This window comes from Haloplanus sp. C73 (assembly GCF_051195115.1).
In the GTDB taxonomy this organism is placed as follows: domain Archaea; phylum Halobacteriota; class Halobacteria; order Halobacteriales; family Haloferacaceae; genus Haloplanus.
The window spans coordinates 1-15,266 of sequence record NZ_JBNTJZ010000004.1 but is presented as its reverse complement, the minus strand read 5'-3'; the positions used below and the strand labels follow the sequence as shown (position 1 = coordinate 15,266).

Sequence of the window (15,266 nt, the reverse complement as noted above, 5' to 3'; positions counted from 1 at the left end):
AGCTAGAGGGCGCCGACCTCACGGAGTAGCTCGAGCGTCGGTTCGACGTCGGCCAGTTCCGCGAGGTTGAGCTCCGGCGGGTTGAGTTCGTCGATGGTCGGCAGGTCTCCAATCGGGGGGACGCTCGGGAGGAGGGGGTAGCCGTAGCCTCGCGTGCCGAGGAACTCCTGAACTTCGATGGAGAGCAAGTGATGTATGAAGTCACCAGCCAGTTCAGGGTTTTGAGTGTTGCGAATAATCTCGGCGGCCGAGCAGTTGACGAGCGCGCCCGCGTCGTTCTGCGTGAACGCGAGTTCGAGGGGTGCGTCGGGGCGCTCCCGGTACACCAGCCGCGAGTAGTAGTGATTCGAGAAGCCGGCGCGGAGTTCGCCGCTGGCGACGGCGTTGGCGACTTGGAACTCGTTGCCGTAGGTTTCGACGCCGTGGTCCTGCATGCCTTCGAGCCACTGGCGCGTCGTCTCGCGACCCCTGAGCACGCGCATCGCCGTGATGAACGACTGGAAGGCGCCGTAGGTCGGCGCCCAGCCCATCGCGTCCTCGAAGGCGGGCGTCTCGGGGAACGAGGCGACTTCGGTCGGGATGTCGCTCTCGTCGAACGTGTCCGTGTTGTACGGGACGCTTCGCGCGCGACCCATGATGCCTATCCAGTCGTCGGTCGGGTGGTAGGTGTCGGGAATCGACTGCGTGACGTGCTCCGGAAGCGGGTGGGCCGCGTCGTTCTGGGCGACGATACCGACCGAGCCGGCGTCGATGGCCCAGAAGATGTCGGCCGGGCTCTGACCGGCCGTCGCCTCCTCGATAATCGTGTTCGCCAACTGCGAGGAGGAGGCGGTGCGGACGTTGACCGTGAAGTTCTGATAGAGGTTCTGAATCCGCTTCATCGCGTCGACGTAGAGACCACCCTCCCCGCCGCCGAGATACACCGTCAGTTCCCCGCGGAGGTCCGGAAGGTCGAGCACTGACAGGCCCGTGTACTCGTCCGGTCGCTCCTGCATGAGGGAGTTGTCGCCCCGCCACTCCTCCATGTTGTACAGGTCCTCGACAGCGTACGTCTTCGGCTCCGGAATCTCGCCCGGCGAGTAGCCGGACCCGGAGTCGCCACCGCCGCCGAGGATGCCGCTACAGCCAGCGACCGCAGCCAGTCCGGCAACAGAGCCAGCGCCCTTTAGAAAATCACGACGTCGACCGAGAGACAACCCGCGCCGCTCCGAATCTCGTCTGTCCATACCATCGTTTCTTTAGGCGAGCCTAAAAACTTTTATATCCTGCAGGATTTGGAATACACAATGAATTTCGGGACCGACCGCCGTCTCCGGACGCCCCCCCGACGGCGCTCCGGGGGCGCCCCGGTCCACGCGTTCCGATACGTGTCTCGGTCCTTTGGAGGTTTTGATGAGCGATAACGCTCACGATTCGGCTGCGCAGGGCGCGATGGCCATCGACACGGCGGTCGTTTTGGCCGCGGGGGAGGGCGAGCGCCTGCGACCGCTCACCGAGAACCGCCCGAAGCCGATGCTCTCGGCGGGGACCCGCCCCATCCTGTCCTACGTCTTCGACGCCCTCGTCGACGCCGGGATGACGGAACTCCACGTCGTCGTCGGCTACGAGCGCGAACGCGTTCAGAATCACTTCGGCTCTACCTACCGCGACACCGAACTGGTATATCACGAACAGTCGAAACAGCTTGGGACGGGCCACGCAGTCCTTCAGGCCCGCGCGGCCATCGACGGGGATTTCGTCGTCGTCAACGGCGACGAACTGGTGAGTGCCGACACGGTGCAGTCCGTCGTCGGGACACACGCGATGGGAACGGTCGCCACCCTCGCCGTCTTCGAGAACGACCACGCGGGCGAGTGCGGCGTGGTTCGCCTTGACGGCGACCGGGTCGTCGAACTCACCGAAGACCCCACCCACACCGACTACGGCCTGCTCAACCGCGGCGTCTACGCGCTCGGCCCCTCCATCTTCGAGACGCTCGAATCGACGGAGCGGGTCGACGGCGAACTCAGACTCACCGACGCGATAGCGCGTCACGTGGCGTCGGGCAACAGCGTCCGCGGCGTCCAGACCGCCGGCGTGTGGGAGGGACTCACTTATCCGTGGCATCTCTTGGCGGTCACGACGCAGGTCCTTCGCCGCGGGTCGGTCCGGTTGACGGAGCGCGACCCCGGCGTCTACGTCGCCTCGTCGGCCACCGTCCATCCCGACGCGACGCTTCGCCCGCCCGTCGCCCTCAGCGACGACGCGGTGGTCGAACCCGGAGCCGTCGTCGGCCCCAACACCGCCGTCGGGCGGAACGCGAGCGTCGGGTCGAGCGCCGTCGTGCGCGGGTCGCTCGTCGAAGCCGACGCCACCGTCGGCGCGAACGCCACGCTCGCCGATACGGTCGTCGCCGAGGGCGCGACGGTCGGCCCCGGCGCGACGCTTCTCGGCGGGCCATCGACCGTCCGCATCGGCACCGACGTCTACGAGGACTGCCCGCTGGGCGTGGTGGTCTCCGACCGCGCCCACGTCGGCGGGGGCGTCACCATCTCGCCGGGGACGCTCGTCGGCCCCAACGCGGAGATTGCACCCGGAAGCACCGTCACGACGAACGTCGACACGGGGACGCAGGTTCGCAACTGATGTGTGGAATCATCGGCTGTATCGGCACCGACCGCACGACTGAGACCCTGCTGAGCGGCCTCTCGAACCTCGAATACCGGGGCTACGACTCGACGGGTATCGCGCTGGGCGGCCCCTCGCTCGCCGTCGAGAAACGCGAGGGCGAACTCACGAACCTGCGCGACCACCTCGCTGACACCGACCTCCCCGGTTCGGCGCTGGGCATCGGGCACACCCGCTGGAGCACCCACGGCGCGCCGTCGGACGCGAACGCCCACCCACACACCGACGAACGCGGCCGCGTGGCAGTCGTCCACAATGGCATCATCGAGAACGCGGACGCGCTCCGCGACGAACTCCGGGCCGACGGCGTCACCTTCACCAGCGACACGGACTCGGAAGTCGTCCCCCACCTCGTCGCGGCGGCGCTCGCTGACGGCCACGCGCCGCGGGACGCGGTCCGTACCGCCGTCGACCGGCTGGAGGGGAGTTACGCCCTCACGATAGTCGTCGGGGGAGTCGAGGCGCTGTTTGCCGTCCGCAACGACATGCCGGTCGTCCTCGGCATCGGCGACGACGCCCACTACGTCGCCAGCGACATCCCCGCCTTCCTCGACCGGACCCGCGACGTCGTCTTCCTCGACGACGGCGAACTCGCCGTCCTCCGTCCGGACGATTGGGAGGTCACGGACGGCGGCGACCCCGTCTCGAAGACCGTTCGAACCGCAGATTGGGAGCCGGAACAGACCGGGCGCAGCGGCTACGACCACTTCATGCTGAAAGAAATCAACGAGCAACCGCGGGCGCTTCGGCAGTGTCTCCGGGGTCGCACCGACGACCTCGCCGACACGGTCGAGGTCGACGCCCTCGCCGGCCTCGACCGGCCGGAGCGCGTCCATTTCGTCGCGTGTGGCACGTCGTATCACGCGTCGCTCTACGGCGCACAACTCCTCCGCGACATGGGCATCCCCGCCCGCGCCGACCTCGCCAGCGAGTACGCCCTCGCCCCGCCACCGATGGACGCGGAGACGCTCGTCGTCGGCGTCACGCAGAGCGGCGAGACGGCAGACACCCTGAACGCGCTCCGGGCCGCCGAATCCAAGGGCGCCGCCACGCTCGCCGTGACGAACGTCGTCGGGTCGACGGCGGCCCGCGAGTGTGACACCCTCCTTCCCATCCGCGCCGGCCCGGAAATCGCCGTCGCCGCCTCGAAGACCTTCTCCTCGCAACTGGTCGCGCTGAACCTCCTCGCGGAACATCTCCGCTCGCAGGAGCGTCGGTGGGGCGGCGCGTCGAAGCTACGGGCGCTCCCGCAACAGGTCCAGCAGGTGTTAGACGACTCCGCGGCGCGCGACGTCGTCGACGCGTACCACGACAGAGACGCCTTCTTCTTCGTCGGCCGCGGCTACAACCGACCGGTCGCGCTGGAGGGGGCGCTGAAGTTCAAGGAGATAACCTACAAACACGCCGAGGGCTTCGCCGCGGGCGAGTTGAAACACGGCCCCCTCGCGCTCGTCTCGGAGCGAACGCCGGTCGTCGCGGTGGTGACTGGGTCGGGCCCGTCGGCCCAGAAGACGGTGAACACGATAAAGGAGGTCAAATCGCGGGGCGCACCCATCGTCGCCGTGACCGACGGCCGCACCGACGTGGCGCGCTACGCCGACGCCGTGTTGGACGTGCCAGCCGCGGAGCCCCGAATCGCGGCCGTCCTCGCGAACGTCCAACTCCAGTTAGTCGCGTACTACACCGCGCTCGGTCTCGACCGGTCGATAGATAAGCCCCGAAACCTTGCCAAGAGTGTGACCGTCGAGTAGGCCGCCGAGGACGGAACCTACACCTTTTTATTTTAGGTTAGCCTAAATCCAGCAAGTCACAACTGATGATGCGTCGGAAACGCGTGTATCGCACGCTGGGCTTTGCCGGGACGGTGCTTGCGACCTGTCTCGCCGGTTCGCTCGCGACGATTCAGACCGGCGGCTTCTCACCGGCAGCGCTCGCGCTGGCCGTCGTCGTGACCGCCGTCGCGATGCAACCGCTGTACCGGCCACGCTCCCAGCGTATTCTCGACACGATGACGCAGGCGGTGCGTTCGCTTCTCTTCGTCTTTCTCGCGCTCGCGACGCTGGGGTACTACGGGGTTCCGTTCCGATTGTCGCAGGCCGCGCTCCTGATTACCGTCGCCTGTCTCGGGGTCGTGCTTCCGACGTGGTTCGTCTGGCTTCAGCAGCGGTATCTCTCGGGCGACGACCGGACGCTCGTCGTCGGCCACGACCCGGTGCGCATCGAGACGGCGATTCAGGACGCGTCGGGCCCCGTCGCCGGCTACGCCTCCTCGACGGACGTCGGCAGTCGCTCGGGAAAGCGCGTCGGGACCGACGGCGGTCACGGGGGCATCGGAGCCGACCTCTCCGAGTACGAGCATCTCGGCGGCCTCTCGCGGCTGGACGAGATTCTGGCCCGCTCGGACGTCGGGACGGTCGTGCCGGCGCTTCCCCGGACCGACCGCGGCGAGTTCTTCGGCGTGCTGGATACGTGTTATCGACACGGCGTCGACGTCGACGTGCCCGCCGAACACGGGGACAGCGTGTTGCTCGCCGAAGACATCCCGGAGGGAGCGGGCCACTCGACTATCGACCTCCACCCGTGGGACTTGCAGGACCGCCTCTGTAAGCGCGCCTTCGACATCTGTTTCGCCGGCGCCGCGTTGCTCTGTGCGGCGCCGCTACTTGCCGCCGTCGCGCTCGCTATCAAACTGGCGGGTGAGGGGCCGGTCTTCTACAAGCAGGAGCGGACGGCGCTGTTCGGCGACACCTTCCACGTCTACAAGTTCCGGACGATGCTCCCCGAGAGCGAGTCGGCCTCGCCCGGCGCGGACGAGGACCGCATCACCCCTCTCGGGCGACTCCTCCGGCGTACACACGTCGACGAGATACCGCAGTTGTGGGCGATTCTCCGCGGCCAGATGAGCGTCGTCGGTCCCCGCGCGGCTTGGACCGAAGAGGAGACGCTCTTGCTGGAGGAGACTCGGACGTGGCAAAAGCGGTGGTTCGTGAAACCGGGGCTGACGGGGCTGGCCCAAATCAACGACGTATCGAGCGAGACGCCGGCGGCCAAACTGGAGTGTGACCTGACGTACATCCGGAAGCAGTCGCTGCGCTTCGACACCAAGATTATCGTCCGACAGCTCTGGCAGGTTGCGACGGACACGGCGTCGATTCTCATGTCGCGAGCGCGCTGATGCTGGACCGCTCGCTCCTCGTCGCAATCCTCGTCGGCGTCACGCAGGGCGTCCTCGAATGGCTCCCCGTCTCCAGCGAGGGCAACGTCGCGCTCGTCCTCACGGCGCTCGGTGAATCGCCGGAACAGGTCGTCGCCTTCGCCCTCTTCGTCCACCTCGGGACGGCCCTCTCCGCAACGGCGTACTACCGCGGCGAACTCCGGGCACTCGTCGCACTCCTACCCTCGTGGCGCCCCGGGACGGCCTTCGACGGCGACCACGCGACGGTCACGTTTCTGGCCCTCGGGTCGCTCGTATCCGGCCTCGTCGGCGTGACGCTGTACGTGTTCCTCGTCAGGTCCATCTCGTCGATTGCCGGCGGGACGCTCGTCACGCTCGTCGGCGTGTTGCTCGTCCTCACCGGCGCGTTCCAGTACCTCTCCGCGAGCGACGCCGGCGTTCGAACGGAGCCGGACTGGCTGGACGCGGTGGCCGTCGGCGTCGCTCAGGGCGTCGCCATCCTGCCCGGCGTCTCGCGGTCCGGGATGACGACCGGGACGCTACTCCTTCGGGGTCACGAGGCGACTCGGTCGTTCCGACTCTCCTTTCTGCTGTCGATTCCGGCCGCCGTCGGCGGCGGCCTCCTCGCCTACTCCGACTCGACGATGGCGCTCGGGACGCTCGCCGCCGGCGTCTCACTCGGCGTCGCCGCCGTCGTCGGCTACCTGACCATCGGCCTGCTGTTACGCACCGTCGACGAACTCCCCTTCTGGACGGTCTGTCTCGGGCTGGGAGCGCTCGTCACACTCGGCGGACTGCTCGCGGCGTGATTCCCGCTCTGAGGGAGGCCGGCCCCAAGTCCCTTATGCGTCGTCCGCCCTCAATCAGAGGAGGCAGTAATTTAATGGGACTTCTCGATTCGTTCGGTGCGTTAGCCAGTGGTATCGTCGCGGCAATCGTCATGCTGGCGTTTGCGATTCTCAGCTTCTTCGTGACGGTGTTTATCGTGCAGATGGGTGCCGGACTCGCCGGCTACTCTCCGAGCGGTGACTTCGTCGTGCTGTCGGCCGCGCTCCTCGCGACGGGTGCCATCGTCGCCGGCGCGACGCCGATGACGAGCCTCGGCGGACTGCAGGAATAGACTGTCCGAGCGACCCGTCGACCGCCGGGATTTTGCGAGCTGTGTATTGTTACAAGCCGCGCGGACTAGGACAATTCTCGTCGTCGCGTCGCATCTCACCGCAGCGACAGCCACGCCAACCACGCGCTGAGGAGCAGAAACAGTAGCGAGACGCCGATATCGAGCGGCGTGAGTCCGCCCTGAACTCTCAGGAGAAGTAGCACGAAACCGGAGAGGGCAGTGCCGGTCAGCAGTCTCATGAGCGCGCCCGTTCGCGGTTCGAGTCCGGCCACCCAAGACTGGAATTCGTCGAAGTAGAACAGGCCAGCTATCAAAATCACGATGAGACCTAACTCTCGGTTGACGAAGGGGAGGCTGCGGTCTACTGCGGTGAGTCCAGAAAGTCCCTGTTGCTTAATCGGCGCATACATAGCAATTCCATAGAGCAGTCCAGCGGTCACACCGTACTGGGTTACGAAACTGACCGGAATGACACGGTTGTCTCTACGCACCGACTGCGTGGACCGTAACACCTCTCCCCGGCTTCGAGTCCGGTACGCAACGAGAGCGGGGACGACAATCGATACTGCGACCACAGCCCCCAGAGCAACGGTGATTCTGAATGGAATGAGGTCTTGTGACTGCGTTTGGTGGGATACGAACCCGATGAGCGGAAATGCAACTGCGAGCACCGCGAGCGGGAGAAGCCCGGGGAGAATCCCGAAGATTGGCCTCGAAACTGGGAGTTCGGATGTCGACTCTTCCGTCCGCTCGGACAGGAACCCAGTGAGCCGCTTCGTGATACGAAACCAGAACCAGATGCCGTACGCGCCGGCGACAACGAGCGCCACCAAAATGAACGATGTAACGAGCCCCCTAGCCGTTGACAGCAGATAAACGACGTTGTTGACTGAGAGGATGGCAATGACGCCGAATCCGAGTAGATACGGCATTGCCGAGGCGAACAGGCCGAGGACGACCAGTAAAAGCGTCGGAAAGCCCTTTAGCGGCTGATGAAATGCTATTGACAGGAGATTGTAGAAGCTCTCTTCAACAGATAGCAGCCGATTGGAGCCGTTCATGTCTATCAACCCTGCTAGTACAGTCCACCCCAACACCGAGAGTTCGAGAAGCGGGAAAAACAATCCAAGGACGAGCAGGATTAGGGCAAGTAGCGCACACATAACCACCATCACAGCGGCAAAGAGCGTTACCAGAAGCCACCGGTTCGCTCGACTACGAATCGTGTCCGATTCGATATCGAGTTCGTCCCCCTCATCCGAGGACGCGCCGGGATGAATGTCTTTGATTCCCTTACCAACTTGATGAGCGTAGCCGTCGGGTCCCGCGAGCGGGTCGTCCTGCATACCAACGAAATACGCGACGAACCCAGCCGTCCCGAGCACTATCAGAACGATTATGCCGGTGGTAGAGTTCCCAGATGGCGTCTTGACGAGGCCGACGACGAGAGCCGTCGCGAGCAATCTTCCCGGGCGCTGTTCCAGCCACTGTCCGAAGGTGTTGGAGAACAGTCGTGGGACGAGTTCGTACGCGAGATAGGCGGTAAATACGACCCCCGTGACTTGACTGAGGATGCGGATTTCCGACGTCGTTCCGGCGAGTATTCCGGTGACGATGGCGACGGCAGTGCTACTGGCGAGCCAGTCGAATAGGTTGGTCCACTGGGAAGACGAAACGGCGGTCAACAGCGCATCACTCACCGCGAGGGCAGCGAGACGGATGCGAGTCGCGTCGAACGGCAGCCCGACCATGACGGGCTTTGATTGAGAGTAGCGTGATAAGTAACCGAGGGCCGCTCGACTGATATCTGACGACCAAGCCCCTACCTACTCCGTCCTCCCCAACGCGGTGCTGTTCGGCGCCGCACTCGCGTTCTCCGTGTGGCGAACGAAGGCCGAAACCAGAAACGTTCTTTTCGGATGCCACGTCTCGTCGGGTATGGTCTCCCGCAGAAGTACCCTCCAGTCCGTCGGCGTCCTCCTCGTCGGCGCTGGTGCCGGTTGTATCGGCTCGTCCGGCCCCTCCGCAGACCGGATTCGCTGGCAACGGAACGTCCGCGGCGCGCCCGTCCTCGACGGCGGCGTGCTGTACGTGATGGGTCGGCTCACCCTGTACGCGCTGTCGCCCGACGACGGAAGTACGCAGTGGACGACGGCGTACGAGGAAGACGACTTCGACCAACGGCTCTGTCTGGGTAGCGACATCGCCGTCGACGACGAGCGAGTCTACGTCCCCGGCTGTGACGCACTCCGCGCGCTCCGGCGGTCGGACGGCGGGCGGGCGTGGGCCGTCGACACGCCGATGCGACAGGGCGTCGGCGTCGGCGACGGGCGGGTGTACGCGAACGCCGACGACCTCCTCGCTATCGACGCGACAACCGGCGATATCGACTGGCGCGCCGACACCGGGGGCGAGCGTCTCACGACGCCCGCGGCGACGCCCGACGGCGTCGTCTTCACCAACCGCGTCGACGGCGTCGTCTCCGCGTTCGACGCCGACGGCGAGCGCCGGTGGCGGTACGAGACGGAGACGGAGACGCGGAGCCCGACCGTCGCCGACGACACCGTGTTCGTGGCCACGTCGCCGGACCCGGGTCGGCGGGGACGGCTTCTCGCCCTGAACCGCTCGGACGGGAGCGTCCGGTGGGACGTCGACACGCCGTCGCCGAAACGCGGGACCAGCCCGGTCGTCCACGGCGACACCGTCTATCTCGGCTGTAGCGGGCGCGACCACGGCACGCTCGTCGCCCTCGACCGGACGGACGGCGCCGAGCGCTGGTCGTTCACCGACGAGAACAGCACCGTCTACGAGCCGGCAGTGACCGACGACGCGGTGTACGCCGGGTCGAACGACGACCACATCTACGCGTTCTCGCGCGACGGCACCCCCCGGTGGCAGATAGAGACGAACAGCACGGTCGGAACCGTCGTCGCGGGCGAGCGGGGTCTCTACGCGGCGAACAACGAGCGAGTCTTCGGCATCGAGCGGTCGTAGCCCGCGGTTGGGTCGAATTTGGGCCTCTTTCGTGTCACACGGATGTGTAACCTCGGCAATCTGCTTTACCGCTCCACGGTCAGGGGACGTCCATGAGCGAGCGACGAGTCCGACACGGCGCGGGTGAAACTCCGGCATCTCGACGTATGGTACTAAATGACGAGGCGACGCGCGGAGTGAAGTCATGACGCGGGCCCGACTCTCGGCCGTCGTCCTCGCGGTGACGCTGGTAGCGAGTTGTCTCGCAGTCCCGATGGCGACCATCGGGGCGGCCCAGTCGGACGACGCCTACGTCACCGTCGGGAACGTCTCGGTGTCGCCGGAGACGCCCGAACCGGGCGAGCAGGTCACGATTACGGCGGAGTTGCAGAACTCGGAGAGCAGTAGCGGCGCCGCAGAGATTACCGAAGCCAGCCTGCAGCGAAGTGACCTCACTCAACTGAGCACGACCGGCGACCTCGGGTCGCTCGGCCCCGGTGACTCACTCGAAATTCCCTTCTCGGCGTCGTTCGATAGCGAGGGCGAGAAGCGACTCACCGTCGTCCTTCGCGGAACCACGCCCAGCGGGAGCGTCTTCGTCGTCGAGCGACCGGTGTACGTCGACGTCGAGCGCTCCAGCGGCGTCTCGCTCGCGTTCTCGACGGTCTACGACACCGACCCCGCCGCCGGCGCGGAGACGCCCATCAACGTCACGGTCGCCAACGGCGACAGCGAGGCCGTCACCGGCGTCCAACTCGACCTCAACGGGAGCGGCGTCGACAACCCGAACCGAATCAGAGGATCAATCGATGGCGGTTCGGAGCACACGTTCCAGTACGACGCGACGTTCGACGACGTCGGCACACAGACGCTCACCGGCGAAGTCACGTACACGACCAGCGAGGGCGTCACGCGGACCACCACGGCGTCGACGGAGATGGAAGTCGAGGAGCCGGAGATTCGCGCCGACCTGTCGGCGCGGACGACGGCGGACGGCGACACGAAACTCGACCTGACGAACTTCGGCAACGCGCCCCTGACCGACGTCGAAATCACGGCGACGGCGAACGACTCGGTCGTCGCTCGGAACCTGCTGAGCGACGTCGACCCCGACTCGAACGAGTCGGTGACGTTCGATATTCCGAGCGCCGTCGACGGCGACGTCACCTACACCGCGACGTACACCGCGGCGGGCGACACTCACTCGACGCACTTGCGCGGCCAGTCGCCCGTCTCGGGCGAGATTCGACTCGTCAGCGTCGAGTCGTCACCGACCGCGGGCGGCGTCACCATCCAAGGCGACGCCGCGAACCTCGGTAGCACCGCCGCCGAATCCGTCCTGCTCAGCGTCGCCAGCACGGAGCGCGTGGACCCGGCGGCGCCGACCGGCCAGTATTACGTCGGCGAAATCGAGGGCAGCGAGTTCGGCACCTTCGAACTCTCGGCGTCGACCCAGTCGAACGTCGACTCGATTCCCGTGACGGTCACGTACATCGTCGACGGCGAGCGAGTGACGACGGTCCAAGAAATCGAGTTGGCGTCGAACGCCGGCGGCGTCCAACGGCCGGTCGCCGAAGCGAGTGACGACGGCCCGCCGAGCGGGCAGGGCGAGTCTGGCGGCGGGGGGCTTCCGATGACGGCCATCGGCGCCGTCGTCGCGTTGCTCCTCCTCGTCGGCGTCGGACTCTACCGCTGGCGCAGCCAATGAGCGTCATCGAACTCACCGACGTCGTCAAGCGGTATCAGAGCGGCGAGGAGGTGGTCGTGGCGCTGAAAGGCGTCGACTTCCACGCCGAGCGAGGCGAGATGGTGCTCGTGACCGGCCCCTCCGGGTCCGGAAAGAGTACCATGCTCAACATGATTGGCCTGCTCGATACGCCGACCGAGGGGACCGTCTGCCTCGACGGCCGCGACGTGACGGATTTCGACGAGGACGAACTCACCGAGGAGCGCCGGTCGTCGCTCGGCTTCGTCTTTCAGGATTTCCACCTGCTCCCGATGCTCACCGCCGTCGAGAACGTCGAACTGCCCTCGATGTGGGACCGGAGCGTCGACCGCAACGAGCGAGCCGTCTCCCTGCTTCAGATGGTCGGGCTCGGCGACCGACTCACCCACACGCCATCACAACTCTCCGGCGGCCAGCAACAGCGCGTCGCCATCGCCCGCGCGCTCATCAACGAGCCCGACATCCTCCTCGCCGACGAACCGACCGGGAATCTCGACCAAGCGACCGGTGCGACCATCCTCGACGAGATGACGCGTCTGAAAGAGGAGGAGAACATCGCCATCGTCGCCGTCACGCACGACGAGCAGATGGAGTCGTACGCGGACCGCGTCGTCCGCCTCGTCGACGGGGTGATTCAGTCGTGAAGCTCCTTCGCCGGTTCCCGAGCGCGCTGATGGCGTGGCGAAACCTCGGCCGGAATCGCGTGCGGACCGGGCTGGCCGCGCTCGGCATCGTCATCGGCGTCGTCGCCATCGCCTCCCTCGGCATGGCCGGCGTCGCCATCCAGCAACAGGCAACGTCGAATCTCGGCGGACTCACCGACGAGGTGTCCGTCTCCGCCGGGCAGGACAGCACCGAGGACGGCGTGACCGAGGACCAAGTCGAGGAAATGCGGAGCATCGCTACCGACGCTCAGGTCGTCCCACAGAAGACGAACACCACGGAACTCGAAACGCGTAGCGGGGAGGCGTACGTGAGCGTGACGGGGGTGACGCAGGCGAGCGCGCTCTACGACGTCTCCAGCGGCGAGGCACCCGACCGCCTCGAGACGGGCGCGCTCATCAGCAACAGCACGGCACAGGAACTCGGCCTCGAAGTCGGCGACCCAGTCGAGTACGACGGCCAACTCTACCGCATCCGCGGCCTCATCGATTCGAGCGGCGGCTTCGGCGGCGGCGGGAACGAACTCGTCATCCCCGTCTCCGGGCTTCGGGACCAGCAACACTACGACACGGTGACGATTATCGCCGAAGACGGCGACGCGGCACAGGAGATTGCGGGCCAACTCGCACTCCGATTCAACGAGCAGGGCCGAGAGGGAGAGCAGGAGCTACAGGTAACCACCTTCGCCGGTGCACAGGAGAACATCAACTCCTTCATGAACACGCTCCAACTCGCTCTGCTCGGTATCGGGTCCATCTCGCTCGTCGTCGCGAGCGTGGCGATACTCAACGTCATGCTGATGAGCACCATCGAGCGCCGCGGCGAGATAGGCGTCCTCCGCGCCGTCGGTATCCGCCGTGGCGAGGTGCTCCGGATGATACTCACCGAGGCGGCGTTTCTCGGCGTCGTCGGCGGGGCCGTCGGAGCGGCGTGTTCGCTCGCCGTCGGACTCGTCATGTTCAGCCTCATCACCGGCGACCCGACGGGCGTCTTCGGCTGGCAGAGTTCGCAGTACCTGCTCTACGGGTTCCTGTTCGCCGTCGTGACGAGCGTCCTGAGTGGACTCTATCCGGCGTGGAAGGCCGCGAACGACCGCCCCGTCGAAGCGCTTCGGGGGTAGCCACGATGACGGGCACTCCGCGGATGGCGCGGGCGGGGCAACCCTCCGAGACACCAGAAGCTATTTCCGCGCGTTCGCCACCGACTACGGTAATGCGGCAGTTGTTGTGGTGGCTCATCGGCGGTTCGAGAGGCGGCGAAAACCGCCTTCGAATCGTCCGGACCCTCCACGACCGGCCCATGAACACGAACCAACTGTCCGAGGCGCTCGAACTCAACTACAAGACGGTTCAGCACCATCTGGAAGTGCTCGAAGAGAACAACATCGTGACGACACAGGGGGACAACTACGGGAAGATGTACTTCCTGACCGACCAGATGACGAACAACTTGGACATTCTCGAGGAAATCGCCGAGCAGGCGGAGCTAGATACCAATGGAGACTGACACCAACCCGCGTCTCAGAACGGCGCTCGTGACCGGTATCGGACTGCTCTTGGGCTTTCTCGCCATGCTCGCCGTCAGCCACTTCCCCGGCGTGCCCGGGCACGTCCCCGAAGTCTTCGTCTTCCTCACTCGCGTGCAGGTGTTCGTCACGACGTTCAACTTCGTCCTGCTGGTGGCGCTTCTGTGGACCTACGTCGCGCTCTATCGGAACCTCCCGAACCGATACACGCGGAGCCTGATACTGCTCAGCATCGCGCTGGTGCTGTACGCGCTGACGGCGAACCCCGTCGTCCATCTGGCCTTCGGCTTCCCGCCACTCGGCGGCAGCCCCTTCATCGTCATCCCTCACGTGTTCGTCGGGGTGGCCATCGTCGTCCTGTTCTATCAGAGCCAAACCTGACTCCATCCCCGGACATTCATACTCGTCGCTACCGCGTCCCGAAGCATGGACACCACACACCACTGGCGTCCGGGAGGGCGCTGATGCGCTATCTCGCTCGCACCGCCGACGGCCGACCGCTTCTCGGCGACGATTCGGGCTTCGTCCCGCTCCAATCCGTCTACCCCGACGCGTCGAGCGTTCGGGACGCGCTCCCACGGGCCGCGAGCGGCCTCGACGGCCCCGCGGCGGCGACGGCCGACCCCGTCTCGCGCGACGGCCTCGCGTTCGGTCCTTTCCTGTCGTCGCCGGGGAAACTATTCGGTATCGGCCTCAACTACGCCGAACACGCCGCCGACCTGTCGGAAGACCCGCCGGACGAACCGGCGAGTTTCTTCAAGCCCGCGACGGCGGCGACGGGGCCGGGCGGTCCGATTCGCCTCCCGCCGGTTGAGCAGTCCGACCGCGTCACCGCCGAGGCGGAACTCGGCGTCGTCATCGGGCGCACCTGTCGGAACGTGAGCGCCGCCGACGCCGACTCGGTCATCGCCGGCTACACGCCGATTATCGACATGACCGCGGAGGACGTCCTCCAGCGAAACCCGCGTTTTCTCACCCGGTCGAAAAGTTACGACACCTTCCTCGTCCTCGGCCCGCACGTCGCCGTCCCCGAGGAGGACGAACCGCTCGACGACGTCGAGGTTCGGACCGTCGTGAACGACGAGGTTCGGGCGCGAAACACCGTCGCCAACACGCACTTCTCGCCGCGCGAACTCGTCGCCATCCACTCCGAGGTGATGACGCTCGAACCGGGCGACGTCATCTCGACGGGGACGCCCGGCGCCCATCGCATCACGCCCGGCGACCGGGTGCGCGCCGAACTCGACCGGTTCGGGTCGGTCGGCGCCGACGTAGTGCGATAGTAGTGGTCGGATAAGCGACCGAATTTGGGAACACCTCGAAAGCCCCCGGCGTCTCGGCTCCCGGGACTCGCTGTCGTTCGAAAGAGTGCAACGCACTCTTTCGTGATGTCGTCAGAACTCGTAGAGTTCTGACT

General features: G+C 66.0%; 14 protein-coding genes. 12 read left to right on the top strand and 2 right to left on the bottom strand.

The features are described 5' to 3' along the window. Positions 1-2 precede the first annotated feature (2 nt). Complete coding sequence (locus tag ACQUSQ_RS08485; RefSeq protein ID WP_435068255.1) at positions 3-1,226, bottom strand: extracellular solute-binding protein; 1,224 nt, start codon at positions 1,224-1,226, stop codon at positions 3-5. A 166-nt stretch (positions 1,227-1,392) separates the two neighbouring features. Here ACQUSQ_RS08485 and ACQUSQ_RS08480 point away from each other — a divergent pair, with 166 nt between their 5' ends. The 5 genes from ACQUSQ_RS08480 to ACQUSQ_RS08460 all read left to right on the top strand — a co-directional run bounded on the left by ACQUSQ_RS08480 (position 1,393) and on the right by ACQUSQ_RS08460 (position 6,962). Next, the gene (locus ACQUSQ_RS08480; protein WP_435068253.1) at positions 1,393-2,625 is read left to right on the top strand and encodes a sugar phosphate nucleotidyltransferase; all 1,233 of its coding nucleotides are present in this window, start codon (positions 1,393-1,395) and stop codon (positions 2,623-2,625) included. Continuing rightward, a complete protein-coding gene (glmS, locus tag ACQUSQ_RS08475; RefSeq protein ID WP_435068252.1) occupies positions 2,625-4,418 on the top strand; it encodes a glutamine--fructose-6-phosphate transaminase (isomerizing) in 1,794 nt (597 codons plus the stop codon). Before ACQUSQ_RS08480 ends, glmS begins: the two co-directional genes overlap by 1 nt. Before the next feature lie 65 nt (positions 4,419-4,483). Beyond that, complete coding sequence (locus ACQUSQ_RS08470; RefSeq protein ID WP_435068250.1) at positions 4,484-5,842, top strand: sugar transferase; 1,359 nt, start codon at positions 4,484-4,486, stop codon at positions 5,840-5,842. Then, a complete protein-coding gene (locus ACQUSQ_RS08465) occupies positions 5,842-6,651 on the top strand; it encodes an undecaprenyl-diphosphate phosphatase (protein ID WP_435068249.1) in 810 nt (269 codons plus the stop codon). Before ACQUSQ_RS08470 ends, ACQUSQ_RS08465 begins: the two co-directional genes overlap by 1 nt. A 74-nt stretch (positions 6,652-6,725) precedes the next feature. Next, positions 6,726-6,962 carry a hypothetical protein gene (locus ACQUSQ_RS08460; RefSeq protein WP_435068248.1) on the top strand — a complete coding sequence of 79 codons (237 nt, stop codon included), beginning with the start codon at positions 6,726-6,728 and terminating at the stop codon, positions 6,960-6,962. A 95-nt stretch (positions 6,963-7,057) separates the two neighbouring features. Here the strand turns inward: ACQUSQ_RS08460 and ACQUSQ_RS08455 are convergent, their stop codons facing one another. Next, the gene (locus ACQUSQ_RS08455; protein WP_435068246.1) at positions 7,058-8,713 is read right to left on the bottom strand and encodes a hypothetical protein; all 1,656 of its coding nucleotides are present in this window, start codon (positions 8,711-8,713) and stop codon (positions 7,058-7,060) included. A gap of 97 nt (positions 8,714-8,810) precedes the next feature. Here ACQUSQ_RS08455 and ACQUSQ_RS08450 point away from each other — a divergent pair, with 97 nt between their 5' ends. From ACQUSQ_RS08450 to ACQUSQ_RS08420, 7 genes are all read left to right on the top strand, one after another. Beyond that, positions 8,811-9,956 carry a PQQ-binding-like beta-propeller repeat protein gene (locus ACQUSQ_RS08450; protein WP_435068245.1) on the top strand — a complete coding sequence of 382 codons (1,146 nt, stop codon included), beginning with the start codon at positions 8,811-8,813 and terminating at the stop codon, positions 9,954-9,956. A 184-nt stretch (positions 9,957-10,140) separates the two neighbouring features. Further along, positions 10,141-11,643: a hypothetical protein gene (locus ACQUSQ_RS08445; RefSeq protein WP_435068243.1), complete on the top strand. Its 1,503-nt coding sequence runs from the start codon at positions 10,141-10,143 to the stop codon at positions 11,641-11,643. Then, positions 11,640-12,305: an ABC transporter ATP-binding protein gene (locus ACQUSQ_RS08440; RefSeq protein ID WP_435068241.1), complete on the top strand. Its 666-nt coding sequence runs from the start codon at positions 11,640-11,642 to the stop codon at positions 12,303-12,305. Before ACQUSQ_RS08445 ends, ACQUSQ_RS08440 begins: the two co-directional genes overlap by 4 nt. A 29-nt stretch (positions 12,306-12,334) precedes the next feature. Continuing rightward, the gene (locus tag ACQUSQ_RS08435; protein ID WP_435068682.1) at positions 12,335-13,444 is read left to right on the top strand and encodes an ABC transporter permease; all 1,110 of its coding nucleotides are present in this window, start codon (positions 12,335-12,337) and stop codon (positions 13,442-13,444) included. 92 nt (positions 13,445-13,536) lie between these two features. Continuing rightward, positions 13,537-13,830, top strand: a complete 294-nt coding sequence (locus ACQUSQ_RS08430) for an ArsR/SmtB family transcription factor (RefSeq protein WP_435068239.1) — start codon at positions 13,537-13,539, stop codon at positions 13,828-13,830. Next, entirely contained in the window at positions 13,820-14,230 is a 411-nt protein-coding gene (locus ACQUSQ_RS08425; RefSeq protein ID WP_435068237.1) for a hypothetical protein, read from the top strand. Before ACQUSQ_RS08430 ends, ACQUSQ_RS08425 begins: the two co-directional genes overlap by 11 nt. A gap of 83 nt (positions 14,231-14,313) precedes the next feature. Further along, positions 14,314-15,132: a fumarylacetoacetate hydrolase family protein gene (locus tag ACQUSQ_RS08420; protein ID WP_435068236.1), complete on the top strand. Its 819-nt coding sequence runs from the start codon at positions 14,314-14,316 to the stop codon at positions 15,130-15,132. Positions 15,133-15,266 lie beyond the last annotated feature (134 nt).